The sequence below is a fragment of the Streptomyces sp. NPDC028928 genome, assembly GCF_055564915.1.
The window spans coordinates 578,498-602,647 of the sequence record NZ_JBVHVI010000002.1 but is presented as its reverse complement, the minus strand read 5'-3'; the positions used below and the strand labels follow the sequence as shown (position 1 = coordinate 602,647).

Here is a 24,150-nt window from a genome sequence, read left to right as displayed (position 1 = left end):
TCATCCGTCCGACAGCCCGGCCAGCCGCTCCAGCCGCTCCTCGCTCTCCTCGTCCGCGGGCAGGTAGGCGACCACCCGGTGGGCCGGGGCCTGCGGGGCCAGCCACATGTTCCGGTGCTCCAGGCGGATCAGCCCGACCTCCGGGTGCCGGTACCGCTTGACGTGCGGGGACATCGGCGCCACCTCGTGCCGTTCCCACAGCTCACGGAACTCGGCGGAGGCCCCGAGGAGCCGGTTCAGCTGCTGTTTCCAGGCGGGCTCGGCCACATGCTCGGCCATGCCCGCCCGGTACTTGGCGATGAGGTCCCGCAGCATCTCGTCCCGGTCCAGGAAGTCCCGCTTCCAGCGCTCGCTGGTGGTCAGCAGCCACAGGCAGTTCCGGTCGGCCGGGGGCAGCTCTGCGGGGTCGCCGAAGAGCTGGGCGTAGGGGCGGTTGGCGGCGAGGACGTCGTAGCGGGCGTTCTGGAGGGAGGCCGGGTAGGGGGCGAGGCGTTCCACGACCTTCAGCGCGCTCTTCGACGCGACCGGGCACTCGGTCTCGGTGCGCGGGTCGGCGGTCCCGGCGAGGGCGAACAGGTGGGCGCGCTCGGTGGGGTCCATGAGCAGGGCGCGGGCGACGGCGTCCAGCACCTGCGCGGAGACGTGGGCGGCCCGGGCCTGCTCGATCCACGTGTACCAGGTGATGCCGACCGCGGAGAGCTGGGCGACCTCCTCGCGGCGCAGGCCGGGGGTGCGGCGGCGGGGGCCGCGGGGCAGGCCCACCTGCTCCGGGGTGATCCGCTCACGCCGGCTGCGCAGGAAAGCGGCCAGTTCCCGGCGCCGGATCTCCGTGTTCCGCTCGGGCGTCCCCGGCGTCCCCGGCGTCTCCGTCTTCCGCGTCTTCTGCGACTTCTGGGCCTTCGGCGTCTTCGGCGTCTTCTGCTCGGCCGTCTCCTCGGTCTGCTCGGGCGCTGCGGTGGTCATGGCACCCAGGGTGCCGTCCGGCCCCAGCCCCGTTCCAGTTGGTGCCAGTACCTGGATAACCGCCGCCTGGTACCCGGCTGGGGCCTGTCGCAGGGTCGAGAGGTGACCACGACGACCTCACCCGCGACCGCCGCCCCGCCCCGGGCGGCCCTCAGTCCCCTCGGCCTGCTCACCCTGCTCCTCGGCACCGCACTCCCGATGATCGACTTCTTCGTCGTGAACGTGGCGCTGCCGACGATCGAGCGTGATCTGCACGCTCCTCCGGCGACCCTGGAGATGGTGGTGGCCGGGTACGCGGTGGCGTACGCCGTACTCCTCGTCCTCGGCGGCCGGCTCGGGGACTCGTACGGCCGCAGGCGGCTGTTCCTGTGGGGGGTGGCCGGATTCGGGCTGACCTCGCTGGCCTGCGGGCTGGCGCCGGGCGCCTGGTGGCTGGTGGCCGCGCGGGTGGCACAGGGTGCCGCGTCGGCGGCGCTGCTGCCGCAGGTGCTGGCCACCATCCACGCCACGACGTCCGGGGAGCGCCGGGCCCGCGCGGTCGCCCTGTACGGCTCGGTGGGCGGGGTGTCCATCGTGCTCGGGCAGGTACTGGGCGGGGTGCTGGTCGCCGCCGATGTGGCGGACACCGGCTGGCGTGCGGTGTTCCTGGTGAACGTGCCGGTGGCGGCGGCCGCGTTCGGCTGTGCGCTGCGGTCGGTGCCGGACAGCCGGGCCGAGCGGCCGGCGCGCGCCGATCTCGCCGGTACGGCGCTGCTGGCGGCGGCGCTGACCGCGCTGCTGCTGCCGTTGACCGAGGGCCGGGCGGCGGGCTGGCCGCTGTGGTCGGTGCTGCTGCTGGGCGCGGCGCCGCTGCTCGCCGTGTTCTTCCACGTCGTAGAGCGGCGGGCGGAGCGTACGACGGGCAGCGCGCTGCTGCCCCCGTCGCTGCTGGCGTCCGGCGAGGTGCGCCGGGGGCTGCTGCTGGGCCTGCCGGTGTTCGTCGGCTTCGCGGGCTGGATGTTCGTGACGGCGGTCACGCTGCAGCAGGGCCTCGGGTACGGGGCGCTGCGGGCGGGGCTGACGCTGGTGCCGATGGGGGTGGCGCAGTTCGCCGCGTCGATGCTGGCGCCGCGCGCGGTACGGCGGTTCGGCGGGCCGGCGGTGACGCTGGCGGCGGCCGTCCACATCGCGGGCCTAGCGACACTGGCGGCGACCGCGCTGCTGGGCCCCTGGCCGCACCTGAGCCCGCTCGCCCTGGCCCCGGGCCTGGCCCTGTGCGGGGTGGGCCAGGGTCTGGAGCTGCCCCTGTACTTCCGTTTCCTGCTGGCGGCGATCCCGGACCGGCTGGCCGGCGCGGGCAGCGGACTGGCGGCCACGCTCCAGCAGTCGTGCCTGGCGGTCGGGGTGGCGACGCTGGGCTCGCTGTTCCTGTCCCTGGTGCCGGGCCTGGGGATGCAACAGGCGCTGGCGGTGGTGCTGGCGGTGCAGGCGGCGGGGCTCGCGGGGCTGGCCGTGCTGGGGCTGGGCCGGGCCGGGGTCCGGGCGTGAACCCCCGGCTGCCCGGCAAAGATCATGTATGACTCATTAGTTAGACACACTATTGAGTTCGGCGTACGATGGGCCCATGCCCGAGTTGAGTCCTCGCCGACGCCTGCTCGTGCTCGCGATCTGCTGCATGAGCCTGCTCATCGTGAGCCTCGACAACACCGTGCTGAACGTGGCCCTGCCCTCCATGCAGCGCGATCTGCACGCCACCACCTCCGGCCTCCAGTGGACGATCGACGCCTACACGCTCGTCCTGGCCTCGCTGCTGATGCTCGCGGGCTCCACGGCCGACCGGATCGGACGCAAACGCGTCTTCATGGCCGGCCTCACGGTGTTCACCATCGGCTCCGTGCTCTGCTCCCTCGCCCCCGACCTGGAACTGCTCATCGTGTTCCGCATGGTCCAGGCGGTGGGCGGCTCGATGCTCAACCCGGTCGCCATGTCGATCATCACCAACACCTTCACCGACGCCCGGGAACGCGCCCGCGCGATCGGCGTGTGGGGGGCGGTGGTCGGCATCTCCATGGCGGCGGGCCCGCTGGTCGGCGGCCTGCTGGTGCAGTCGGTCGGCTGGCGCGCCATCTTCTGGGTCAACCTGCCCGTCGGCCTCGCCGCGCTCCTCCTCACCCTCCGCTTCGTCCCCGAGTCCCGCGCGCCCCGGGCCCGCCGCCCCGACCCGGTCGGGCAACTGCTGGTGATCGCCCTGTTCGGCTCACTGACATACGCGATCATCGAGGCACCGGAGTCGGGCGCCGCCCCGGTGACGCCGTTCGCCGTCGTCGCGGCGGCCGCCCTCCTGGCCCTCCTCCGGTACGAACCCCGACGCGAAGAACCCCTCATCGACCTGCGCTTCTTCCGCTCGGCCCCGTTCAGCGGCGCCACGGTCATCGCGATCAGCGCGTTCGCGGCCCTCGGCGGCTTCCTCTTCCTCTCCACCCTCTACCTGCAGAACGTGCGGGGCCTCGACGCCCTCCACGCCGGCCTGTGGATGCTGCCGATGGCCGTACCGACCTTCCTGTGCGCCCCCCTCTCCGGCCGCCTGGTCGGCAGCCGCGGCCCACGCCTGCCCCTCCTGGTGGCCGGTACGGCGATGACCGCGAGCGGCATCCTCTTCGCGGCCTTCGAAGCGGAGACGACGAACGCCACCCTCCTCCTCGGCTACGTCCTCTTCGGCATCGGCTTCGGGTTCGTCAACGCGCCGATCACCAACACGGCGGTCTCCGGCATGCCCCGCGCCCAGGCCGGAGTCGCCGCCGCCGTCGCCTCCACCAGCCGGCAGCTGGGCCAGACCCTCGGCGTCGCGGTGGTCGGCGCCGTCCTGGCCTCCGGCATCGGCTCCTCCCCCTACCGCGATTCCTTCGTCCCGGCAGCCCGCCCCGGCTGGTGGATCCTCACCGCCTGCGGCCTGGCCGTCCTGATCCTCGGCCTCCTGACCAGCGGCCACTGGGCCCGCCTTACCGCTGAACGGGCGGCGGAGAGCCTGGAGTCACCACAAGTACGCCAGGTCGCGGGAACGGCGGAACGAGCGTAGGACGAACACCCGGCCACCCGGCGTGGACCCACTGACACCGCGCCGGACGTCATCACCGGCTTCGCCCCGCACTTCTCGACACAGGCTGCTAGCTTGACCTGGCGCCGGAGTATCCACGTGGGGGAGGACCCTTCCATGAGATGGGACGAGTGGGAACGGCTCAAGGCCGGGGCAGCCGAGGGTGCATCGCCTCATACGCGCCTCAACCAGGTGCCGGCGGAGGGCGGCGGCGGAGGGGCGGGGGACCTGGTGGTCCACCAGGACGATCTGGGCGCCGTCGGGCACGAAGCCAATGTCCTTTACGACCACGTCAAGAGCCAGGCCGATATCGCGGCAGCGGGCTCCGGCAATGGCTCGACCGGCTCGACGATGCAGGCCGCGGCCGTTCTCAAGTCCCACGGGTTCGAGACGGGCGGCGCCCTGGAAACCACCGTCGAGATGTGGACCTCACAGGTGAAGTCAGTACTGCAAGCATGCGCGCACATCTCCGACCACTTGGATTACACCAAGAAGCTGCACTCGGAGGACGACGCCAAGATCGGTGCCGCGCTTCGGAGTCGTGACGGCTCGGCCGTGCCCGTGTCGAAACTCAGCGAGTACTTCAAGTAGGGAACCCTCGGATGGCTCTCACATTCACCGACCTCGTTGAGGTCGACCTGGGAAAGCTCGCCGCCGCGGTGTCGGACTGGAAGAAGGCCGTCGACGGTCTGAAGAAGTCGGCGGAAAGCGCTCGTACGGCTATGCAGGCCAAGTCCGACTCGGCGCGGTGGGCCGGTGTGAACGCCACGGTGACACGGGAGTTCGTCGCCAAGACCGCCAAGGAGATCTCCGATCTCCATACCGAGGCCCACAGCATCTACCAGGTCCTCGAGGACGGTCACACCGAACTCGAGTCGCTCCAGAAGCAGATGCGGACCGCGGTCCAGGCGGACGCCCCACGTCTCGGTGTCCGTGTCGAGGACATCGGCGAAGGCAAGGTCCGTTGCTACTTCACCCACGTGCGCGGTGACACTGACGAGCGCACCCAAGAACAGCTGGCTCAGAAGCAGGAGTTGGAGGACCGGATCAACCGGATCCTCGCCCACACCACCGAGATCGACGCCTCGGTCGCCCGGGCACTGGCGAAGAGCCATGGTAACGACCCGAATAACGCGGGCCACAGTAAGTACGAGTCACTGAACGACGCCGAGGTCGAGCGCGCCGTGGAGTTGGCACGCAAGGGCGACAAGATGTCCGATGCGGAGCTGCGCGAACTCAACGAACTGCTCCGCTTCAACTCGGATGAGAAGGACGGTGAGTTCGCGACCGAGTTCTATCAGGGACTCGGTGGGCCGGAGAAGGCGCTGCAGTTCTACGCCGAGATGTCGATCGACGGCACCGGCGCCGGCGCGACCGAGACCCGGCTGAACGGGGTGCAGGACCTGCAGAAGGTCATGGGGTATACGCTCGCCAACGCCACGGACCCGGACCACAGGCACCACCTGTCCGACACCTGGGGCGCGGAATTCCGGCGCCTTGGCACTCAGCAGATCGGCTGGGAGCAGGGACAGTGGAGCAAGCCGTACGGCTATCAGGTACTCGGCGGCCTGCTGCGCTACGGCAACTACGACGCGCGGTTCCTCACCCCCATCGCCGAGCACGTCACCCAGCTCCACCAGAAGGACCCTTACTTCTTCCTCTCGAACAAGCCGACAGGCAATCCCGACACCTACGGCTTCAACCCCTCCGGGAAGCTCGGGTCCGGCAACGATCCGTTGAACAGCGTCCTGGAGGCGCTGGGGCACAGCCCGGAGGCCTCGGAGAAGTTCTTCACCCAACCACCGACCGCTTACAACGAGGACGGCACGGTGAAGAAGGGGGGCGACCCCGGCTTCCACTCGTACCTTGATCTGTTCACCGACAAGAACTTCGAGTGGACCGTCGACACGAACGCCGCGAACGTTCGGGCCGACGAGGACAAGACCAAGGCAGCCCTGAACTTCGGACCGGAGGCGCTCGGTCACGCGCTGGAAGCAGCGACAACGGGACGTCCGTACGACAGTGACGCCACGGCTGACGCCATCAAGCACAGCGAAGCGCAGGCACACCTGGTCAATGACATCGTCAACAAGTTCGGCGGCGACCCGGAACTCATCCGGCACAACGAGAACGGGGATCTGGACGGGGAGGAGACCGGTCCCTTGTACGCCCTGCGGGGCAGCCTCGGTGACATCACCGCCGAGTACATGGGCGACTTCCAGCGAGCCATGTGTACGACGAGGATCCCGGTAGCGACCTCTTCCCGACGTTCGGAGCCGCAGCCGACCTCGATCCGAACAACACGGCTCGCTTCCTGGGGGAAGTGGGTCAGGATCCGGACGCCTACTCGGCCATCACCACCGCCCAGCAGACCTACACGACCAACGTCGTGGATCAGGTGATCAACGGACCCAGCCATTCGACGGCATCGTTGGACGGACGAGTGGGTGCCGCCGTCGCCCCCGGTTCCGCGATCGCCGGCGTTATGAGCGACGCCCGCGCTCACGCAATCTACGAGTACCACACTGCTTCCGACGCGGAGTTCAACGAGGCTGCGGCCGAGAAGCAGAAGTGGGTGAATCGCGTTCTGGGCATGGGTATCGAAAAGGCCGGTGAGCGGGTTCCCATCGCCGGTGCTCCTCTTGAATGGGCTTCTGAAGACATCCAGGAATCCATCATGAAGAGCATCGAGCGGGACACGTCCAGCGAAGCCGAGACCGAAGCCGGCGAGGAGTACACCCATGGCCGTCAAGCAGCTCTGGATTCCGCCAGGGCCGCCGTCGATCATGCGCTCGTGAACAACACCACCATTGACCCTGACACCGCTGATGATCTCAGGAGAGCCGCGCGTACATCCGCCGGTCACAGTCATTCGGACGGCGCTCAGTGGAAATCGGAGAGTAGCAACCGTTGAGATACGCATCGTATGCCCTGCGGGGCATGTCTCTCTTCGCCGCCGCGCTGATGGCTGTCGGCTGCTCCTCCGGGGAGTCGAAGCGGGGGTTCACCGTCCCGAAATCCCTGTGCGGAGTATCCGTCCCGGCCGACGCCCTCTCCCAGGTGCTGCCTGCTTCCGGCAAGAATCTCACCATCGACCGGAGCGGCAGTCTGGACGACGGCGCGGGACTGTGCGCCGTCACAGTGGACGCGAACACGGTGCTGGAAGTCAGTGGAGAACGCATCGACGCCGGTGACTCCGCGCGAAACATCCTGCGCAGTCGACTCTCGGTCCCGGATCAGAAGTCTGCGGAGAACAACTCCATTGCGTATGCCGATCATGCCGCTGTGTCGCTGATCAGCTGCCGGGGCGCTGATACACACGAAGAGGACATCAGCACGCTCATCAAGGTTCTCAAGCCCGCGCGCCCAGACGAATCGGCCATGAAGAAGCTGATTCAGGGATATACGCATTCCCTGAGAGGCCAGGACCCTTGCAAGGCCAGGTCGTGATCCGGATGACACTGTCCCCATGGCCCTCCTCTCCCTCCGCTACTTCCAAGCCGTAGCCCGGCACCAGCACATCAGCCGTGCCGCCGAGGAGCTCCGGGTCGCTCAGCCGTCGGTGAGCCGGACGATCATCCGGCTGGAGGCGGAGTTGGTTCGGGGTCCCGCTCACCGCGGCGGGCAAACCGGACAAGAAGCCGCTGCGGTCCCGGCTGTCCGGCTGAGCCGCCCGCCGTCTCCCTAGCCCGAACGCTCGGTGTCCGTCCGGGGGCACGGCGCGGCTGCCGGGCCCGGCGGGGTTCCCGGCCGAGCATGTCCGGCAGCAGCTCCGCCTACCCGTGGAGGTTTCCTTGCCGTGCTGGAGGCGTACCGGCCTGACCGCGATCGTGTGTGCTGCCTGCCTCACCGGCTGCGCCACCCTCGGCGAGCGGGAGACGGCGGCGTCCCGGGCCGCGGTGCGGTTCGAGGAGAGCGTGCGGCGCGCCGACGGGCCCCGCGGTTGCGCGGCGCTCGCCCCGGAGACCCGGCAGGAGGTCGAGCAGTCCGCCGAGTCCCCCTGCGCCAAGGCCCTCCCCGAGGAGCAGCTCCCCTACGGGGGTGCCGTACGGGACGTGCGGGTCTACGGCCGGCAGGCGCAGGTCGTCCTCGACGGCGACACCGTCTTCCTGTCGGCCTTCCCGGCCGGCTGGCTGATCACCGCGGCGGGCTGCGTGCCGCGGCCCGAGCAGCCGTACCAGTGCAAGGTCAAAGGGGGCTGAGCCGGCCGTGCGCACCCTGTTCACACTGGTCCTGGTGACCGTCGCCGCCGGGCTCGGGTACTTCACCGCCGTGGGACTGATGCACCGGTGAACGCCCTCTCCCGCTTCCTCAGGCACAACAGCCTGACGCTGGTCTTCTTCACCGGCTTCCTGCTCGCCCTCGCCGGGCAGGCGGTGGCCGGTCACGCCGATTTCAACAACCGGCTCACCACCGACGGCCTGCACCCGGTCGGCTTCCTGGACTACCTCGCGACCTCCGACTTCGCCGTCGACGTCACCGAGAACTGGCAGTCCGAGTACCTGCAGTTCTTCCTCTACATCTTCGGCACCGTCTGGCTGCTCCAGCGCGGCTCCCCCGAGTCCAAGGAGCTGCACAAGGCGGGCGTGGAGAGCGACCGGGAGCAGAAGGTCGGCGAGCACGCCGGCCCCGACTCCCCGCGCTGGGCCGCCGCCAAGGGCTGGCGGCAGCGGATGTACGCCCGCTCGCTGGGCGTCGTCATGGCCGCCATCTTCGCCTGGTCCTGGTTCGCTCAGTCGGTCACCGGCGTCGCCGCCTACAACGAGGAGCACCTGCGCCAACTCCAGGCGCCCGTCTCCTGGTCGCAGTACCTGGGCTCCGCCGACTTCTGGGCCCGCACCCTGCAGAACTGGCAGTCGGAACTGCTGGCCGTCGCCTCGATGGCCATCCTCTCCGTCTACCTGCGCCAGCGCGGCTCCCCCGAGTCCAAGCCGGTCGGCGCGGCCCACACCTCCACCGGCGTGGAGGGCTGAGGGTCAGCTCACGGGCGCGCCGCACGCGATCTCGTACAGGCGCTCCAGCCGTTCCCGCGTCTGCTCGTCCCCCGGGGTGTACGTCACCATCCGGGCGCCCGCCTCGGGGACCAGCCACAGGTCCGTGTGTTCCAGGGTGAGCAGGCCCACGTAGGGGTTGCGGAACTCCTTGGTCCGGGAGCGGGTGGCGACCACCTCGTAGCGCTGCCAGTTCTCACGGAACGCGGGGGATTCCTCCAGCCGCTTCAGGAGCATCTTCCAGGCGGGCTCGCCGAGGTGGCCGGCCAGGGCGGCACGCAGCCGGGCGGCCATCAGGCGCTGGGTCTCCTCCAGGTGGACGACCGCCTCCTGCCACTCCTTGTGGGTGTGCACGAGGAGCATGCAGTTGCGGTCCTCGGGCGGGACCGCGTCCAGGTCGCCCAGGAGCTGGCCGTAGGTGCGGTTGTAGGCGAGGATGTCGTACCGGCTGTTCTGGATGCAGGCCGGGATCGGCTCCAGCCGGGTCAGCATCTCGCGCAGGGCGGGGGTGATGCTCGGGCAGTTCGCGGCCGGGGTCGGGTCGGTCGCGCCGGCCAGCTGGAAGAGGTGGGCGCGTTCGCTGGCGTCCAGGCGCAAGGCGCGCGCGAGGGCGTCCAGGACCTGCACGGAGACCTGGATGTCGCGGGCCTGTTCGAGCCAGGTGTACCAGGTGACGCCGACCGCGGAGAGCTGGGCGACCTCCTCGCGGCGCAGCCCGGGGGTGCGGCGGCGGGCGCCGCGGGGCAGGCCCACCTGTTCCGGGGTGATGCGCTCGCGTCTGCTGCGCAGGAACGCGGCCAGCTCGTGCCGGCGGATCTCCGCTCCCCTGGCCGGCTGGGGAAGGGCGGTCTCCTGGGCCGTGGTCGTCATACGCCCAGGGTGCCGCGCCGGGCATCCTGTTTCCAGGTGCTCCTGGTACCAGGATGACGGCGGCTCGCCACCAGGCTGAGCGGCAGCGCTGAGCGGCAGAGCTGAGCGGCTGCGCTGAGCGGCAGCGGGAGGCCAGCCTGTTGCCGGGTAGTTCTTGTACCAGGAGAGGCAGACTCTGGTACCCGTCTGAGCGGTCCCGCAGGCTCGGGGGCATGAGGGAAACCACCGTCACCGCCCCGGCCGTCCGCCCGGCGGCCGCGCCGCCCGCGCTCGGCGGGCCCGGGCTGTTCACCGTCCTGCTGGCCGCGGCGCTCCCGCTGGTCGACTTCTTCATCGTCAACGTGGCCCTGCCGGCCATCGGCGCCGATCTCGCGGCGGGCGAGGCCGTGCTGGAGCTGGTCGTCGCCGGGTACGGGGTCGCGTACGCCGTGCTGCTCGTGCTCGGCGGGCGGCTCGGGGACCTGTTCGGCCGCCGTCGGCTGTTCCTCGGCGGGATGGCCGCCTTCGGGCTCACCTCGCTGGCCTGCGGACTCGCACCTGGCGCCTGGAGCCTGGTCGCGGCCCGGGTCGCGCAGGGCGCCTCGGCCGCCGCGATGCTGCCGCAGGTGCTCGCCACCATCCAGTCCGCCACGAGCGGCGCGCGCCGGGCCAGGGCCATGAGCCTGTACGGCGCCACGGCCGGGCTGGCCATGGTGGCGGGGCAGATACTCGGCGGGGTGCTGGTCGCCGCCGATGTCGCCGGGACCGGATGGCGGGCGATCTTCCTCGTCAACGTGCCGGTCGTGGTCGTCGGCCTGGCGCTGGCCGCCCGGTACGTGCCGGAGACCCGGTCGCAGCACCCGGAGCCGGTGGACGGGCCGGGCACGGTACTGCTCGCGCTGTCGCTGCTGACGCTGCTGGCGCCGCTCACCGAGGGCCGGGCCGCGGGCTGGCCGCTGTGGACCTGGCTGTCGCTGGCCGCGTTCCCGTTCGCGGCGGGCGCCTTCTGGGTGGTGGAGCGGCGGGCGGACCGGTCGGGGCGCACGCCGCTGGTGCCGCCGAGCCTGTTCCGGGTGGCGTCGATGCGGCGCGGTCTGCAGCTGCTGCTGCCGTTCTCCATCGGCTTCAGCGGGTTCATGTTCATGATCGCGCTGGCGTTGCAGCAGGGCGCCGGGCTCGGTCCGGTGCCGGCCGGGCTCGCGCTGGCGCCGATGGCCGTGGCGTACCTGCTCGTCTCCCTCGCCGGGCCCCGGCTGATCGCCCGCCACGGCACCCGGGTGGTCACCGCCGGGGCCGTGCTCCAGGGCGTGGGGCTGCTGCTGATCCTGCTGACCGCGTGGCGGGACTGGCCGCGGCTGGACGTCGTCTCGCTGCTGCCGGGGACGGCGGTGGCCGGTGCCGGTCAGGCGCTCCAGCTGCCCAATGTGATGCGGATCGTACTGTCCGAGGTGCCGCCCGCCCGGGCCGGCGTCGGCAGCGGGGTCATGGTCACCACGCAGCAGTCGGCGCTGGCGCTGGGCGTGGCCACGCTGGGCACGCTGTTCCTGACCCTCGTCCCGCACATGGGCATGCGGAACGCCCTGCTCGTCACCCTGCTGGTGCAGCTGGGCCTTCCGGTGCTGACGGGACTACTGAGCCTGCGGTTGCCGCGGACGGACGGCTGAGCAACTGGGCGCCCCTGCGGGACGCTATCCCCTGAGCCCCCGCACCAGCAGATCCACCACCGCCGTGAACTCCTCGTCGACGCCGGCGGCGGTCCACTCGCGGGCGTAACAGGGGTCGTGGAAGCGGCCGGTGGCCTGGAAGACGGCGCGGGCCGCGGTGGCGGGGTCAGTCACCCGGAAGGCGCCCGTCTCCGCGCCGGCGGCGACGATCCGGGTGAGCTGGCCGGTGAGATCGGCTATGTGCTCGCGGACCACGTCGCCGAGTTCCTCGACCAGGACGGTGTAGGTGGCGAACAGCTCGGGGTCGTCGCCCGCCTTGTGCCGCTTGGCGGTGAACAGGGCGGCGAGCCAGTCCCGCAGCCGCTGCTCCGGGTCGCGGCCCTCGGCCGTGACGATCCCGGCGAGCTTCTCCGAGGTGCGGTCCAGCCAGCGCTTGGTGACCGCCTCGCGCAGCGCCGCCTTGGTGCGGAAGTGCCGGTAGACGCTGCCGTGGCTGACGCCGAGCGCGCGGGCCACGTCGACCACGGTGGCCTTGGCCGGGCCGTGGCGGCGCAGCACCTCCTCGGTGGCTTCGAGGATGCGCTCGGCGGTCAGGATCTCGCTGGTCGGTGGCATGCCTAGACGGTACCCGGCACCGGGATCAGCGCTCGCTGTCGAGGTGCGCCATCTGCACCGTGGGGTAGCGGTCGCCGGCCGCCGCGTCCGCCGGGACGGCCTCCTCGATGGCTGCCAGGTCGGCCTCGTCCAGCGTGACGTCCAGCGCGCCCAGCGACTCGCCGAGCCGCTCGCGGGTGCGGGCGCCGACCAGCGGGACGATGTCCTCGCCACGGGAGAGCACCCAGGCGATGGCGGTCTGCGCGACCGTCACGCCCTTCTGCTCGGCGATCTTGCGCAGGGCCTCGACCAGGTCGAGGTTGTGCCGGAGGTTCTCGCCCTGGAAGCGGGGCGAGTGGGCGCGGAAGTCGTGCGCGGCGAGCTGCCGGTCGCGGGTGAAGTGGCCGGAGATCAGGCCGCGGGAGAGCACGCCGTACGCGGTGATGCCGATGCCCAGTTCGCGGGTGGTCGGCAGGATGTCGCGTTCGATGCCCCGGGAGATCAGCGAGTACTCGATCTGGAGGTCGGCGATCGGGGCGGTGGCGGCGGCCCTGCGGATGGTCTCGGCGCCGACCTCGCTCAGGCCGACGTGCCGGACGTACCCCTTCTCGATCAGTTCGGCGATCGCGCCGACGGTCTCCTCGATCGGCACGTCCGGGTCGAGGCGGGCGATCCGGTAGACGTCGATGTGGTCGACGCCGAGGCGCTGCAGGGAGTAGGCGGCGAAGTTGCGCACGGCGGCGGGGCGGCCGTCGTAGCCGCTCCAGTTGCCGTCCGGGTCACGCAGGGCGCCGAACTTGACGCTGGTGAGGGCCTGTTCGCGGAGGGCGGCGGGGGCGCTGCGCAGGGCCTCGCCGATGAGCATCTCGTTGTGCCCCATGGCGTAGAAGTCGCCGGTGTCGAGCAGGGTCACCCCCGCGTCCAGGGCGGCGTGGATCGTCGCGACGGACTCGGTGCGGTCGGCGTCGCCGTACAGCGCGGACATGCCCATGCAGCCGAGGCCGAGGGCGGAAACGGTGGGGCCGGTGGTTCCGAGGGTTCGGGTTCGCATCGTCATGCGTTCACTCTGCCACGACAACTGACAGATTTCAATATCTGTCAGTCCAACTCTGTCACTGCACAGCCTGGTCCAGACCTATTGACGAGAGGTCTGGACCAGATCACTGTCATGTCTACGACACCTCGCCGCACCCCCACCGGGAGGCCCCGCATGATCAGACGTCTGCTCGTCACCGCGCTCACCGCGGCGTTCCTCGTCCCCCTGGGCCTCGCCACCGCGCCCACCGCCTCCGCCGCCGACACCTGCGCGGTGAAGTCGAGGCCGGCCGGGAAGGTGCTCCAGGGCTACTGGGAGAACTGGGACGGCGCCGCCAACGGGGTCCACCCGCCCTTCGGCTGGACCCCGATCACCGACTCCCGTATCCCCGCCCACGGTTACAACGTCGTCAACGCGGCCTTCCCGGTGATCCGCTCCGACGGGACGGCGCTGTGGGAGGACGGCATGGACGCCGGCGTGAAGGTGGCCACGCCCGCGGAGATGTGCGCGGCCAAGGCGTCCGGGCAGACCATCCTGCTCTCCATCGGTGGTGCGGCGGCCGGCATCGACCTGTCGTCCTCCGCCGTGGCCGACCGGTTCGTGGCGACGATCGTCCCCATCCTGAAGACGTACAACTTCGACGGCGTCGACATCGACATCGAGACCGGACTGGTGGGCAGCGGCAACATCAACCAGCTGTCCACGTCCCAGGCCAACCTGATCCGCATCATCGACGGGATCCTCGCCCGGATGCCGTCCGGCTTCGGCCTGACGATGGCCCCGGAGACGGCGTACGTCACCGGCGGCAGCGTCACCTACGGCTCGATCTGGGGCGCGTACCTGCCGATCGTCAAGAAGTACGCGGACAACGGCCGGTTGTGGTGGCTGAACATGCAGTACTACAACGGCAGCATGTACGGCTGCTCCGGCGACTCCTACGCGGCCGGCACGGTCCAGGGCTTCACCGCCCAGACCGACTGCCTGAACAGGGGCCTGGTGGTGCAGGGTACGACGATCAGGGTGCCGTACGACAGACAGGTCCCGGGCCTCCCCGCCCAGCCCGGCGCGGGCGGCGGCTACATGACCCCGTCCCTGGTCTCCCAGGCCTGGAAGCACTACGGCACATCGCTCAAGGGCCTGATGACATGGTCCGTCAACTGGGACGGCTCGAAGAGCTGGACGTTCGGCGACAACGTCAGGACACTCCAGGGCCGCTGAACCCTTCCGGGCGGCCGGCGCCTCTTATGCCTGTACCGGCGCCCGCCGGTACGTCGGTACAGGCCTGGAGGTCACCTTGGTTCTCGGTATCGGAATCGCCGTCGGCGCGGTGCTGCTCTGCACCTGCGCGGTCGCCGTCAAGCGGCGGGCGAGGTGAGCGTGTCGGGCTCGGCGTGGCCCGGTGAACAGCTGGTCGTCGCCGCGCAGCGCGGTGACGTCGACGCGATCGCCGCCCTGGTGTCGGGCTCCCACCCGAACGTGCGGCGCTTCGCCCACTCCCTCTGCGCGACCCCGGAGGACGCCGAGGACGCGGCGCAGGAGGCCCTGATCATCCTGTACCGCAAGATCGGCATGCTGCGGGCGTCCGGCGCGCTGGCGTCCTGGATGTTCCGGATCGTCCGGAACGAGTGCCTACGACGTGCCCGGGCGACGGTGCGCGCCCGGCCGGCGCCGCCGGACACCCTGGTGGACATCACCGTCGACTCGGCCGAGGACGAGGCACTGCGGCACCTGGAGGGGGGCAGGGTGGCGGCGGCCGTCGCCGCCCTGCCGCCCGGGCAGCGCCGGGTACTGATCATGCGGGACCTCCAGGGACTCGGCGGACGGGAGGTCGCCCATGCGCTGGGGCTCAGCACAGCGGCGATGAAGTCGCGGCTGCACCGGGCCCGCGCAGCGGTGCAGCAGGCGTTGCGCGCCCCGGCCGATCCGGGCCCGGGAGGACGGCGATGAGCGGTACGAAGACCGGCGGTCCCGACTTCGCCAGTGCCTCCCTGCCCCGGCACCTGGTGCGCGGCGCGGTGGGATTCGGCGCGCTGGCCGCCTCCGTCACCTGCGTTCCGGCCGTCGGGCCGCTCGCCCTGCTGCTCCTGCCGGCCGGGCTGTTCGCCCTGCGCGGGTGCCCGATGTGCTGGGCGGTCGGGCTGGCGCAGACCGTCTCCCGGGGCCGGCTGAAGCGCTCCTGCGCGGACGGCCGGTGCGCGGTGACCGTGCGCCGGTAGGAAAACGCCCGCCCACCGGCCGAGCACATCGGACGGTGGGCGGGCGGGAGATCGCCGGGCGGCGTCAGCAGCCGAGCAGGCGCTGGGCCAGGTAGCCCTCGATCTGGTCGAGGGAGACGCGCTCCTGCTTCATGGAGTCGCGCTCGCGGACCGTGACGGCGTTGTCCTCGAGGGTGTCGAAGTCGACCGTGACGCAGTACGGCGTGCCGATCTCGTCCTGGCGGCGGTAGCGGCGGCCGATCGCGCCGGCGTCGTCGAACTCGATGTTCCAGTTCTGCCGCAGCGCCTGGGCGAGACCCTTGGCCTTCGGGGACAGCTCCGGGTTGCGGGAGAGCGGCAGGACCGCGACCTTCACGGGGGCCAGGCGGTGGTCCAGGCGCAGCACCGTGCGCTTCTCCATCTTGCCCTTGGCGTTCGGCGCCTCGTCCTCGACGTAGGCGTCGAGGAGGAAGGCCAGCATGGTGCGGCCGACACCCGCCGCCGGCTCGATGACGTACGGCGTCCAGCGCTCGCCGGCCTCCTGGTCGAAGTAGGAGAGGTCCTGGCCGGAGGCCTTGGAGTGCGCGGAGAGGTCGTAGTCGGTGCGGTTGGCGACGCCCTCCAGCTCGCCCCACTCCGAGCCGCCGAACTGGAAGCGGTACTCGATGTCGGCGGTGCGCTTGGAGTAGTGGGAGAGCTTCTCCTTCGGGTGCTCGTACCAGCGCATGTTCTCCTCACGGAGACCCAGGCCGGTGTACCAGTTCCAGCGCTGCTCCATCCAGTATTCCTGCCACTGCTCGTCCTCGCCCGGCTTGACGAAGAACTCCATCTCCATCTGCTCGAACTCACGGGTGCGGAAGATGAAGTTGCCCGGCGTGATCTCGTTGCGGAACGACTTGCCCATCTGGGCGATGCCGAACGGCGGCTTGCGGCGCGAGGTGGTCTGCACCTGGGCGAAGTTGGTGAAGATGCCCTGGGCGGTCTCCGGGCGCAGGTAGGCGACGGAGCCGCTGTCCTGGGTCGGGCCGAGGTGCGTCGACAGCAGGCCGGAGAACTGCTTGGGCTCGGTGAACTGGCCCTTGTTGCCGCAGTTCGGGCAGTTGATGTCCGCGAGGCCGTTCGCCGGGGCGTGGCCCTTCTTCTCCTCGTAGGCCTCTTCCAGGTGGTCCGCGCGGAACCGCTTGTGGCACGAGGTGCACTCGGTCAGCGGGTCCGTGAAGGTGGCGACGTGGCCGGAGGCCACCCAGACCTCGGAAGCCAGGATGACGGACGAGTCGATGCCGACGACGTCCTCGCGGGACGTCACCATGTAGCGCCACCACTGGCGCTTGATGTTCTCCTTGAGCTCGACACCCAGCGGTCCGTAGTCCCAGGCGGCACGCTGTCCGCCGTAGATCTCACTGCAAGGGAAAACGAAGCCACGGCGCTTGCTCAGGCTGACGATGGTGTCGATCTTGTCGGCGGCCACGGTGCTCTCTTCATTACGACGACGGGCGTTGAAGCGAGATGCTTCCAGCGAATGATTCAGGTTACCGGCGCAGGCTCCCCCACGACCAAATCGGCCCCTGCCCAGACCGCCTGACGAGCGTTGTTGACAACGGTTTCCATATTTGTTGAAAATGACTGTCATGAACGTACGACGACGCACCCGGTCCACCGCGCAGCGCCTCATACCCGCGGCCGCGGTCGCCGCGGCCACCCTCCTCGGGACCGGCACGCTCTCCGCCTGCTCCAGCGACAGCGCGGCGGCCGGAACCGGCAAGTTCGACGTCGTCGCGTCGTTCTACCCGATGCAGTTCCTCGCCGAGCGGATCGGCGGGGACCACGTCCACGTCACCACCCTCACCTCGCCCGGCCAGGAGCCGCACGACCTGGAGATCAGCCCCCGGCAGATCGCGGCGCTCCAGGAGTCCGACGCGGTCCTGTACCTGAAGAACCTCCAGCCGTCCGTCGACGACGCGGTGGCTCAGTCCCCGGTCAAGACGAAGATCGACGCGGCCTCCCTCACCACCCTGGAGGACCACGGCAACGAGGTCGGCGGCCACGCGGCCGAGCACGACAGCCACGAGGGCGAGGAGTCCAGCGGCAAGGACCCGCACATCTGGCTCGACCCGGTGCGCTACGCCCAGGTCGCCGAGGGCGTCGGCAAGGCCTTCGAGAAGGCCGACCCGAAGCACGCGGCCGACTACAAGAAGAACACGGCGGCCCTGGTGAAGCAGCTGAACGAGCTGAACACCCGGTTCGAGGACGGCCTCGCGCACACGAAGAGCAAGGTCTTCATCACCACGCACGCCGCCTTCGGCTACCTCGCCGAGCGCTACGGCCTCACCGAGGAGGCCATCAACGGCCTCGACCCCGAGTCCGAGCCGAGCGCCGCCCGGGTCAAGGACCTGGAGAAGATGGCCGGGGCCGACGGCGTCTCCACCGTCTTCTACGAGACGCTCGTCAGCGACAAGACCGCGAAGACCATCGCGAACGACGCGGGCCTGAAGACCGACGTCCTCGACCCGATCGAGGGCATCACCGGCAAGTCCCGCGGCAAGGACTACATCGCCGTCCAGGACGCCAACCTCAAGGCGCTCCAGCAGGCGCTGGGCGCCCGGTGAGGGGAGAAGAGATGGCCACCGAGCCCGTCATAGCCCTGCGCGGGGTGACCGCCGAACTCGGCGCGCGTCCCGTGCTGCGCGGCATCGATCTCACCGTCGGCCGCGGCGAGGTCGTCGCGCTGCTCGGCGCGAACGGCTCCGGCAAGTCCACGGCGATCCGCACGATCATCGGCCAGGTCCCGGTCAGCGGCGGCACGATCGAGCTGTTCGGCACCCCCCGCCGCTCCTTCAGGGACTGGGCGCGCCTCGGCTACGTACCGCAGCGCACGACGGCCGCGGGCGGGGTCCCGGCGACGGTCACGGAGATCGTCTCCTCCGGCCGCCTCTCCCGCACCCGCTTCGGCGTCTTCCGCAAGGCGGACCGGGAGGCCGTGCGCCGGGCCCTGGAGCTGGTCGGCATGGCGGACCGCGCCAAGGACTCCGTGAACGCCCTCTCCGGCGGCCAGCACCAGCGGGTGCTGATCGCCCGCGCGCTGGTCGCCGAGCCCGAACTGCTGATCATGGACGAGCCGATGGCGGGCGTCGACCTGGCCAGCCAGGAGGTGCTGGCGCGGACGCTGAAGCAGCAGGTCGAGGCTGGTTCGACGGTCCTCCTCGTGCTGCACGAACTGGGCCCGCTGGAGCCCCTGATCGACCGGGCGGTCGTCCTGCGCGACGGCTGCGTGCTGCACGACGGCCCGCCGCCCCGCGCGGTCGGCCAGCACGCCCTGCCCGGCCACGACCACGTACACCCGCACGCACCGGCGGGCGCCGAACCGATCCGCACGGGACTGCTGAGCTGATGGACTTCCTGAACTACGCCTTCATGCAGCGGGCGCTGCTGGCCGCCGTGCTGGTCGGCATCACCGCGCCCGCGGTCGGCATCTACCTGGTCCAGCGCCGCCAGGCCCTGATGGGCGACGGCATCGGACACGTGGCCATGACCGGCGTCGGCCTCGGCTTCCTCCTCTCCACCTCCCCCGTGTGGATGGCGACGGCCGTCTCCGTCCTCGGCGCGGTCCTGATGGAACTGATCCGCTGGTACGGCAAGACACGCGGCGACATCGCCCTGGCCATGCTGTTCTACGGCGGTATGGCCGGCGGTGTGATGCTGATCAACCTCGCGCCGGGCGGCTCCAACGCCAACCTGATGTCGTACCTGTTCGGCTCCCTGTCGACGGTGTCCCAGTCCGACGTGACCGCGATCTGCGTGCTCGCCGCCTTTGTGCTGCTGGTCACGCTGGGCCTGCGCCGGCAGCTGTTCGCGGTCAGTCAGGACGAGGAGTTCGCGCGGGTCACGGGCCTGCCGGTGCGCGCGCTGAACCTGCTGACGGCGGTCACCGCAGCCGTGACCGTGACGGTCGCCATGCGGGTCGTCGGCCTGCTGCTGGTGTCCGCGCTGATGGTCGTCCCCGTGGCGGCGGCGCAGCAGCTCAGCCGCAGCTTCACCGTCACCTTCGTGATCGCGGTGGCGATCGGCGTGGTCGTGGCCGTCGGCGGCACGGTCACGTCGTACTACCAGGACGTTCCGCCGGGCGCCACGATCGTCCTGCTGACCATCGCCGCGTTCATCGCGCTGACCGCGCTGGCCGGCCCGCTGGCCCGGCGACGCGCCCGTGCCGCCGCGGCGGCCCAGCCCACCGGCGACCCGGCGGAGTGCTCGATTCCGGCCGCCCGGGGAGCCGGCGAGGAGATCGGCGTCTGACCGCTGTCAGTCCGGGCTGGCACAATGGCCCGGGCAGACGCGAGACGTTGAGGAGGCATCGGTGACGACCGCTGGACCGCCCGTGAAGGGCCGCGCGACCCGACAGCGTGCAGCCGTGGCGGCGGCCCTGGACGAGGTCGACGAGTTCCGCAGCGCGCAGGAACTGCACGACATGCTCAAGCACAAGGGCGACTCCGTCGGCCTGACCACGGTCTACCGCACCCTCCAGTCCCTCGCCGAGGCCGGCGAGGTCGACGTCCTGCGCACGTCCGAGGGCGAGTCCGTCTACCGCCGCTGCTCCACCGGCGAGCACCACCACCACCTGGTCTGCCGCGCCTGCGGCAAGGCGGTGGAGGTGGAGGGCCCGGCCGTCGAGAAGTGGGCGGAGGCCATCGCGGCGGAGCACGGGTACGTCAACGTGGCGCACACGGTGGAGATCTTCGGCACCTGTTCCGACTGCGCCGACTGCGCCAAGGGCTGATCGCCGCAGAAGTGCGGGACCGTTGCCGACCGCGGGGCCGGCGGGCGCCGAGGGCGAGGACAGGGGTGAGACCCTCATGAGTCCCGTATCCTCGGCGGCCCGCGTGAACCTGCGGTGGCTACGAGGTGGAATCACCCTTCATGGCGGCTTCCATCGCGAGCAGTTCCTCGTTCGGCACGGCCCCGCCGAAGCGGCGGTCGCGGGAGGCGAACTCCACGCAGGCCCGCCACAGGTCACGGCGGTCGAAGTCCGGCCACAGCACGTCCTGGAAGACCATCTCGGCGTACGCGCTCTGCCACAGCAGGTAGTTGGAGGTGCGCTGCTCACCGCTCGGACGCAGGAACAGGTCGACGTCCGGCATGTCCGGGTAGTACAGGTACTTCTGGATCGTCTTCTCGGAGACCTTCGACGGGTCGAGCCGGCCCGCCCTCACGTCCTCGGCGATCCGCTGCGCCGCGTCGGCGATCTCCGCACGGCCGCCGTAGTTCATGCAGAAGTACAGCGTGAGCAGGTCATTGCCCTTGGTCTGCTCCTGGGCGACCTGTAGCTCCTTCGCCACGGACTTCCACAGCTTGGGCATACGGCCCACCCAGCGCACCCGGATCCCGAGTTCGTCGAGCTGGTCCCGGGTCTTGCGGATGAAGTCGCGGTTGAAGTTCATCAGGAAGCGGACCTCGTCGGGCGACCGCTTCCAGTTCTCGGTGGAGAAGGCGTACAGCGAGATGTTGCGCACACCGACCTCGATGGACCCCTGGAGCACGTCGAGCACCCGCTCGGCACCGACCTTGTGCCCCTCGGTGCGCGGCAGCCCCCGCTCCTTCGCCCACCTCCCGTTGCCGTCCATGACGATCGCCACATGGTTCGGGACCAGCTCACCGGGGAGCTTCGGCGCACGCGCACCCGACGGATGCGGCTCCGGCGCCTTGTACTCGCGCCGCTGGCGCCCCAGGATCCCGCGTACGACCATGTGCCTCTCGTCTCCCTCTACTTTTCCACGTACCGGAGGGAACGCAGTCCGCGCTCCAGATGCCAGTGCAGGTAGGCGGACACCAGCCCGCTGCCCTCGCGGACGTACCGCGCCTCGCACGCGTCCGCCGTCTCCCAGTCTCCCGTAAGCAGCGCCCCCAGCAGTACCAGGGTCTGCGGGGACGGTACGACACTGCCCGGTACCCGGCAGTCGACGCAGACCGAGCCGCCGGAGGCCACGGAGAAGAACCGGTTCGGGCCGGGCATCCCGCACTTCGCGCAGTCGCTGAAGCTGGGCGCGTACCCGTTCACGGCGAGGGAGCGCAGCAGAAAGGCGTCGAGGACGAGGTGGGGCGCGTGCTCGCCCCGGGCCAGCGTCCGCAGCGCCCCCACGAGCAGCAGGTACTGCTGCACGGCCGGCTCGCCCTCGTGATCGGTGAACCGCTCGGCCGTCTCCAGCATCGCCGTCCCGGCGGTGTACCGCGCGTAGTCGGTGACGATCCCCCCACCGTACGGAGCGATCGTCTCGCTCTGCGTACACAACGGCAGCCCGCGCCCGACCAGCTCGCTCCCCCGCGCGAAGAACTGCACGTCCACGTGGGAGAAGGGCTCCAGCCGGGCCCCGAACTTCGACTTGGTGCGCCGCACGCCCCGGGCCACGGCCCGCACCCTCCCGTGCCCCCGCGTGAGGAGCGTGATGATCCGGTCCGCCTCACCCAGCTTCTGGGTGCGCAGCACGATGCCGTCGTCGCGGAACAGACTCATGGCACCATTCTGGACCACTCCGGGTGTCACCTCGCGCGTCCCCACGCATATGCGCCAAAGACGCCGTCGGCGCACCGCTAGAGCAGCTCGCCACGGCTGCGGGCGTTGGCGTACGCGGTCGCCGCGCTCAGCCGCTCGGCGGGCGTGGCGGTCCGCAGCGCATCCGGCTCCGCGTCCCACTCCCGCCCTCCCCCGTAGGGTCTGAGCTGCACGTACGGCCCCTCATGCCCCATGACGATGCCGACCTTCCCGGTACGGGTGTCCATCACATGACTGCCGACGGCGGGCTTCACCTCACCACCCCCGTCAACGCGGCCGTGAGCCGGCGCGCGGCCTCCACGGAACATCGCCCCAATTCCACGAGCGGACAGGGCACTTCCCGCGCCAGACTCACCGGGTCGAGCCCCAGCGACGGCAGAACGACCCCGGCCTTTTCGAGAGCCGACCGCAATTCCCTCAACGCCTCCTCCGCCTCTTCGACAACCTTCACCTTGCTCCCCTCACCTTCCGGATTTCACGCTTCGCACATCAAGCGTGACGCTCCGCATCTACACTCGGAAGGCGTCTGCGCCCTACAAGAGCACGGCAGGTCAAGGGGGTTGGCTATGGCCAGCGGTTCACGGCAGGCGGTCTGGGAGTTCTTCGGCGCGGAACTGAAACGCCGCCGGGAGGACGCGGGATTCACCCAGGTGGAGCTGGGAGCCCTCGTCTTCGTCTCCGGGGCCTACATCGGACAGTTCGAGCAGGCCATTCGAAAACCCCAGCTGGATATCGCCCAGCGGATCGACCGCGTCCTGCAAACCGACGGCATTTTCGAGCGCCTGTGCCGGAAGCTGATCGACGACCGACGGTACGCGGAGTACTTCGCGGAGGTCGTGGAGCTGGAGCGGGTGGCTACGAGGATCTGCGAGTTCGCACCGACGGCGGTGCCGGGCCTCTTGCAGACCAAGTCCTACGCCGAGGCGGTGACCGTCGCGGCCAACCCGTTCGTCACGGACGAGTATGTCGAGGAGATCGTCGGAGCCCGGATGGAACGGGCACGGATCCTGAAGGACGCTACAAGGCCCGAGTATTGGGTGATCCTGCACGAGAACGTGTTGCGGGTTCCGGTGGGCGGGGCGGGGGCGATGGCGGGGCAACTGGAGCAGATCGCGGGGATGGCTCGGGAACGGAAGGTCTTGGTGTCTGTGCTGCCGTGTGCAGAGGGTGCGCACGCGTACATGACCGGGTCGCTGAAGCTCATGGAGTTCGAGGACGCTCCACCAACCGCCTATACAGAGACGGAGTTTTCGGGGAACCTGCTGGACGATCCGGCAGTGGTGAAGCACGCACAGCGCGCCTACGATCTGCTCAGGGCCGCCGCACTGTCGCCGAGGGCGTCCCTGCCTCTGATCGAATCGGCGGCGGAGGACTTCAGACGATGCGCGAGTACGACCTGAGCAACGCCCGCTGGCGCAAGAGCAGCTACAGCAACGGTCAGGGCGGCGACTGCGTCGAGGTCGCCGACGGGGTCCCCGGTGTCGTACCCGTACGGGACAGCAAGGTGGCAAGCGGGCCGGTGCTGGTGATCGGGTCGGTCGCGTGGACGGAGTTCACCGGCGCCGTGGGGACCGCCCGCTTCTAGTCAGTGTCGTGCCTCCGCGCTCCGCGTCAAGGGCGCTGCGCGTCGCCTTCGGCGATGGGCCTCCGGCCCACCCTTGACCCGGAGCGCTCCGGCACGGGTGAGAAGCGAGCGGGCGGCCCGGAAAGCCGGGGCCCCCGACCGGCACCGGGCCCTTAGGTCGGCCGACAGCACCTGTCGGCGGGGGCAGCGCGCTCGCGCCTCGCCAGCACGCCGGCTGGGATCGGCGGCGAGCGGCCGGTGGGCAGGAGCGGCGGCTCTCCCACATCGCGATTGGCGGATTTGTGCCAAGAGGCGGGGGGCAACGGGGCAGGTCAGGAGGTTGGGGCGGCCGTAGGGGTGGCACAAATCCGCCAATCACCGAGCCCGTGTGACCTGAGGGGCCCATGAGGTCCCAGATACCCGTCCTGCCCGGCCCCGCACCCACCAGCCGCGCCCACCGGCCGCGCACCCCCCACCCGCCGCTCGCCGCCGAACCCACCCGGCGTGCAGGCGGGGCGCGAGCGCGCGTCCTCGGTCAAGGGTGGGCCGGAGGCCCATCGCCGAAGGCGACGCGCAGCGCCCTTTACTCGGCTCGCGGAAGCACGACAATCGCCGAGAAGCGGGCGGCCCGACGGCACCCTTCCAACCCCGTCCGCCGCAACTCCCCCTCCCCCCGCCGA

27 protein-coding genes and 1 pseudogene are annotated in these 24,150 nt (G+C 70.5%); 19 read left to right on the top strand and 9 right to left on the bottom strand.

Annotated features, from left to right (window positions below):
* On the bottom strand, positions 1 to 963 hold the full coding sequence (locus tag ACZ4U1_RS08560; RefSeq protein ID WP_467901241.1) for a helix-turn-helix transcriptional regulator: 963 nt from the start codon (positions 961 to 963) through the stop codon (positions 1 to 3).
* A 102-nt stretch (positions 964 to 1,065) separates the two neighbouring features.
* On the opposite strand from ACZ4U1_RS08560, the gene ACZ4U1_RS08555 reads away from it, so the two are divergent.
* The 9 genes and pseudogenes from ACZ4U1_RS08555 (at position 1,066) to ACZ4U1_RS08515 (ending at position 9,009) form a co-directional block, all read left to right on the top strand.
* The gene (locus ACZ4U1_RS08555; RefSeq protein WP_467901239.1) at positions 1,066 to 2,490 is read left to right on the top strand and encodes an MFS transporter; all 1,425 of its coding nucleotides are present in this window, start codon (positions 1,066 to 1,068) and stop codon (positions 2,488 to 2,490) included.
* A gap of 76 nt (positions 2,491 to 2,566) precedes the next feature.
* Positions 2,567 to 4,018, top strand: a complete 1,452-nt coding sequence (locus ACZ4U1_RS08550) for an MFS transporter (RefSeq protein ID WP_467901235.1) — start codon at positions 2,567 to 2,569, stop codon at positions 4,016 to 4,018.
* A 135-nt stretch (positions 4,019 to 4,153) separates the two neighbouring features.
* On the top strand, positions 4,154 to 4,627 hold the full coding sequence (locus tag ACZ4U1_RS08545; protein ID WP_467901232.1) for a hypothetical protein: 474 nt from the start codon (positions 4,154 to 4,156) through the stop codon (positions 4,625 to 4,627).
* 11 nt (positions 4,628 to 4,638) lie between these two features.
* Positions 4,639 to 6,438, top strand: coding sequence for a hypothetical protein (locus tag ACZ4U1_RS08540; protein ID WP_467901230.1), 1,800 nt, complete (start codon positions 4,639 to 4,641; stop codon positions 6,436 to 6,438).
* A complete protein-coding gene (locus tag ACZ4U1_RS08535) occupies positions 6,426 to 6,950 on the top strand; it encodes a hypothetical protein (protein WP_467901228.1) in 525 nt (174 codons plus the stop codon). Before ACZ4U1_RS08540 ends, ACZ4U1_RS08535 begins: the two co-directional genes overlap by 13 nt.
* 26 nt (positions 6,951 to 6,976) lie before the next feature.
* A complete protein-coding gene (locus ACZ4U1_RS08530; RefSeq protein WP_467901225.1) occupies positions 6,977 to 7,486 on the top strand; it encodes a hypothetical protein in 510 nt (169 codons plus the stop codon).
* A gap of 19 nt (positions 7,487 to 7,505) precedes the next feature.
* Positions 7,506 to 7,634 (top strand): annotated as a pseudogene (locus ACZ4U1_RS08525) (helix-turn-helix domain-containing protein); the annotation flags it as partial.
* Between the two features lie 196 nt (positions 7,635 to 7,830).
* Positions 7,831 to 8,238 (top strand): hypothetical protein, encoded by a 408-nt coding sequence (locus ACZ4U1_RS08520; protein WP_467901222.1) that lies wholly within the window; start codon positions 7,831 to 7,833, stop codon positions 8,236 to 8,238.
* A gap of 87 nt (positions 8,239 to 8,325) precedes the next feature.
* A complete protein-coding gene (locus ACZ4U1_RS08515) occupies positions 8,326 to 9,009 on the top strand; it encodes a DUF6766 family protein (RefSeq protein ID WP_467901220.1) in 684 nt (227 codons plus the stop codon).
* Positions 9,010 to 9,012: 3 nt separating this feature from the next.
* Here ACZ4U1_RS08515 and ACZ4U1_RS08510 read toward each other — a convergent pair whose 3' ends face one another.
* Positions 9,013 to 9,897, bottom strand: a complete 885-nt coding sequence (locus tag ACZ4U1_RS08510) for a helix-turn-helix transcriptional regulator (protein ID WP_467901217.1) — start codon at positions 9,895 to 9,897, stop codon at positions 9,013 to 9,015.
* A 212-nt stretch (positions 9,898 to 10,109) separates the two neighbouring features.
* Here ACZ4U1_RS08510 and ACZ4U1_RS08505 point away from each other — a divergent pair, with 212 nt between their 5' ends.
* Positions 10,110 to 11,540: an MFS transporter gene (locus tag ACZ4U1_RS08505; protein WP_467901214.1), complete on the top strand. Its 1,431-nt coding sequence runs from the start codon at positions 10,110 to 10,112 to the stop codon at positions 11,538 to 11,540.
* A gap of 24 nt (positions 11,541 to 11,564) precedes the next feature.
* Here ACZ4U1_RS08505 and ACZ4U1_RS08500 read toward each other — a convergent pair whose 3' ends face one another.
* Together ACZ4U1_RS08500 and ACZ4U1_RS08495 are read right to left on the bottom strand one after the other, a co-directional pair.
* A complete protein-coding gene (locus ACZ4U1_RS08500; protein ID WP_467901210.1) occupies positions 11,565 to 12,155 on the bottom strand; it encodes a TetR/AcrR family transcriptional regulator in 591 nt (196 codons plus the stop codon).
* A gap of 25 nt (positions 12,156 to 12,180) precedes the next feature.
* On the bottom strand, positions 12,181 to 13,185 hold the full coding sequence (locus ACZ4U1_RS08495; RefSeq protein WP_467901472.1) for an aldo/keto reductase: 1,005 nt from the start codon (positions 13,183 to 13,185) through the stop codon (positions 12,181 to 12,183).
* A gap of 159 nt (positions 13,186 to 13,344) precedes the next feature.
* Here ACZ4U1_RS08495 and ACZ4U1_RS08490 point away from each other — a divergent pair, with 159 nt between their 5' ends.
* The 3 genes from ACZ4U1_RS08490 (at position 13,345) to ACZ4U1_RS08480 (ending at position 15,386) form a co-directional block, all read left to right on the top strand.
* Positions 13,345 to 14,388, top strand: coding sequence for a chitinase (locus ACZ4U1_RS08490; protein WP_467901208.1), 1,044 nt, complete (start codon positions 13,345 to 13,347; stop codon positions 14,386 to 14,388).
* Between the two features lie 153 nt (positions 14,389 to 14,541).
* Positions 14,542 to 15,117 carry an RNA polymerase sigma factor gene (locus ACZ4U1_RS08485; RefSeq protein ID WP_467901206.1) on the top strand — a complete coding sequence of 192 codons (576 nt, stop codon included), beginning with the start codon at positions 14,542 to 14,544 and terminating at the stop codon, positions 15,115 to 15,117.
* Complete coding sequence (locus tag ACZ4U1_RS08480; protein WP_467901203.1) at positions 15,114 to 15,386, top strand: hypothetical protein; 273 nt, start codon at positions 15,114 to 15,116, stop codon at positions 15,384 to 15,386. Before ACZ4U1_RS08485 ends, ACZ4U1_RS08480 begins: the two co-directional genes overlap by 4 nt.
* 64 nt (positions 15,387 to 15,450) lie before the next feature.
* Here the strand turns inward: ACZ4U1_RS08480 and ACZ4U1_RS08475 are convergent, their stop codons facing one another.
* Entirely contained in the window at positions 15,451 to 16,833 is a 1,383-nt protein-coding gene (locus ACZ4U1_RS08475; protein ID WP_356151823.1) for a glycine--tRNA ligase, read from the bottom strand.
* A gap of 160 nt (positions 16,834 to 16,993) precedes the next feature.
* Between ACZ4U1_RS08475 and ACZ4U1_RS08470 the strand changes: the two genes are divergently transcribed.
* The 4 genes from ACZ4U1_RS08470 (at position 16,994) to ACZ4U1_RS08455 (ending at position 20,136) form a co-directional block, all read left to right on the top strand.
* The gene (locus ACZ4U1_RS08470) at positions 16,994 to 17,971 is read left to right on the top strand and encodes a metal ABC transporter substrate-binding protein (RefSeq protein WP_467901198.1); all 978 of its coding nucleotides are present in this window, start codon (positions 16,994 to 16,996) and stop codon (positions 17,969 to 17,971) included.
* An 11-nt stretch (positions 17,972 to 17,982) separates the two neighbouring features.
* The gene (locus tag ACZ4U1_RS08465) at positions 17,983 to 18,753 is read left to right on the top strand and encodes a metal ABC transporter ATP-binding protein (protein ID WP_467901195.1); all 771 of its coding nucleotides are present in this window, start codon (positions 17,983 to 17,985) and stop codon (positions 18,751 to 18,753) included.
* Positions 18,753 to 19,655: a metal ABC transporter permease gene (locus ACZ4U1_RS08460; protein WP_467901193.1), complete on the top strand. Its 903-nt coding sequence runs from the start codon at positions 18,753 to 18,755 to the stop codon at positions 19,653 to 19,655. Before ACZ4U1_RS08465 ends, ACZ4U1_RS08460 begins: the two co-directional genes overlap by 1 nt.
* A 61-nt stretch (positions 19,656 to 19,716) precedes the next feature.
* Entirely contained in the window at positions 19,717 to 20,136 is a 420-nt protein-coding gene (locus ACZ4U1_RS08455) for a Fur family transcriptional regulator (protein WP_467901190.1), read from the top strand.
* 118 nt (positions 20,137 to 20,254) lie between these two features.
* Here the strand turns inward: ACZ4U1_RS08455 and ACZ4U1_RS08450 are convergent, their stop codons facing one another.
* The 4 genes from ACZ4U1_RS08450 to ACZ4U1_RS08435 form a co-directional block, all read right to left on the bottom strand.
* A complete protein-coding gene (locus ACZ4U1_RS08450; RefSeq protein ID WP_467901187.1) occupies positions 20,255 to 21,103 on the bottom strand; it encodes an isoprenyl transferase in 849 nt (282 codons plus the stop codon).
* 17 nt (positions 21,104 to 21,120) lie between these two features.
* Positions 21,121 to 21,867: a DNA repair protein RecO gene (gene recO / locus ACZ4U1_RS08445; protein ID WP_467901184.1), complete on the bottom strand. Its 747-nt coding sequence runs from the start codon at positions 21,865 to 21,867 to the stop codon at positions 21,121 to 21,123.
* Positions 21,868 to 21,944: 77 nt separating this feature from the next.
* A complete protein-coding gene (locus ACZ4U1_RS08440) occupies positions 21,945 to 22,160 on the bottom strand; it encodes a hypothetical protein (RefSeq protein WP_467901181.1) in 216 nt (71 codons plus the stop codon).
* Positions 22,157 to 22,357 (bottom strand): hypothetical protein, encoded by a 201-nt coding sequence (locus ACZ4U1_RS08435; protein ID WP_467901179.1) that lies wholly within the window; start codon positions 22,355 to 22,357, stop codon positions 22,157 to 22,159. The genes ACZ4U1_RS08440 and ACZ4U1_RS08435 overlap by 4 nt, the downstream gene beginning before the upstream one ends.
* 115 nt (positions 22,358 to 22,472) lie before the next feature.
* On the opposite strand from ACZ4U1_RS08435, the gene ACZ4U1_RS08430 reads away from it, so the two are divergent.
* On the top strand, positions 22,473 to 23,306 hold the full coding sequence (locus ACZ4U1_RS08430) for a helix-turn-helix domain-containing protein (RefSeq protein WP_467901175.1): 834 nt from the start codon (positions 22,473 to 22,475) through the stop codon (positions 23,304 to 23,306).
* Positions 23,288 to 23,491, top strand: a complete 204-nt coding sequence (locus tag ACZ4U1_RS08425) for a DUF397 domain-containing protein (RefSeq protein ID WP_467901172.1) — start codon at positions 23,288 to 23,290, stop codon at positions 23,489 to 23,491. The genes ACZ4U1_RS08430 and ACZ4U1_RS08425 overlap by 19 nt, the downstream gene beginning before the upstream one ends.
* Positions 23,492 to 24,150 lie beyond the last annotated feature (659 nt).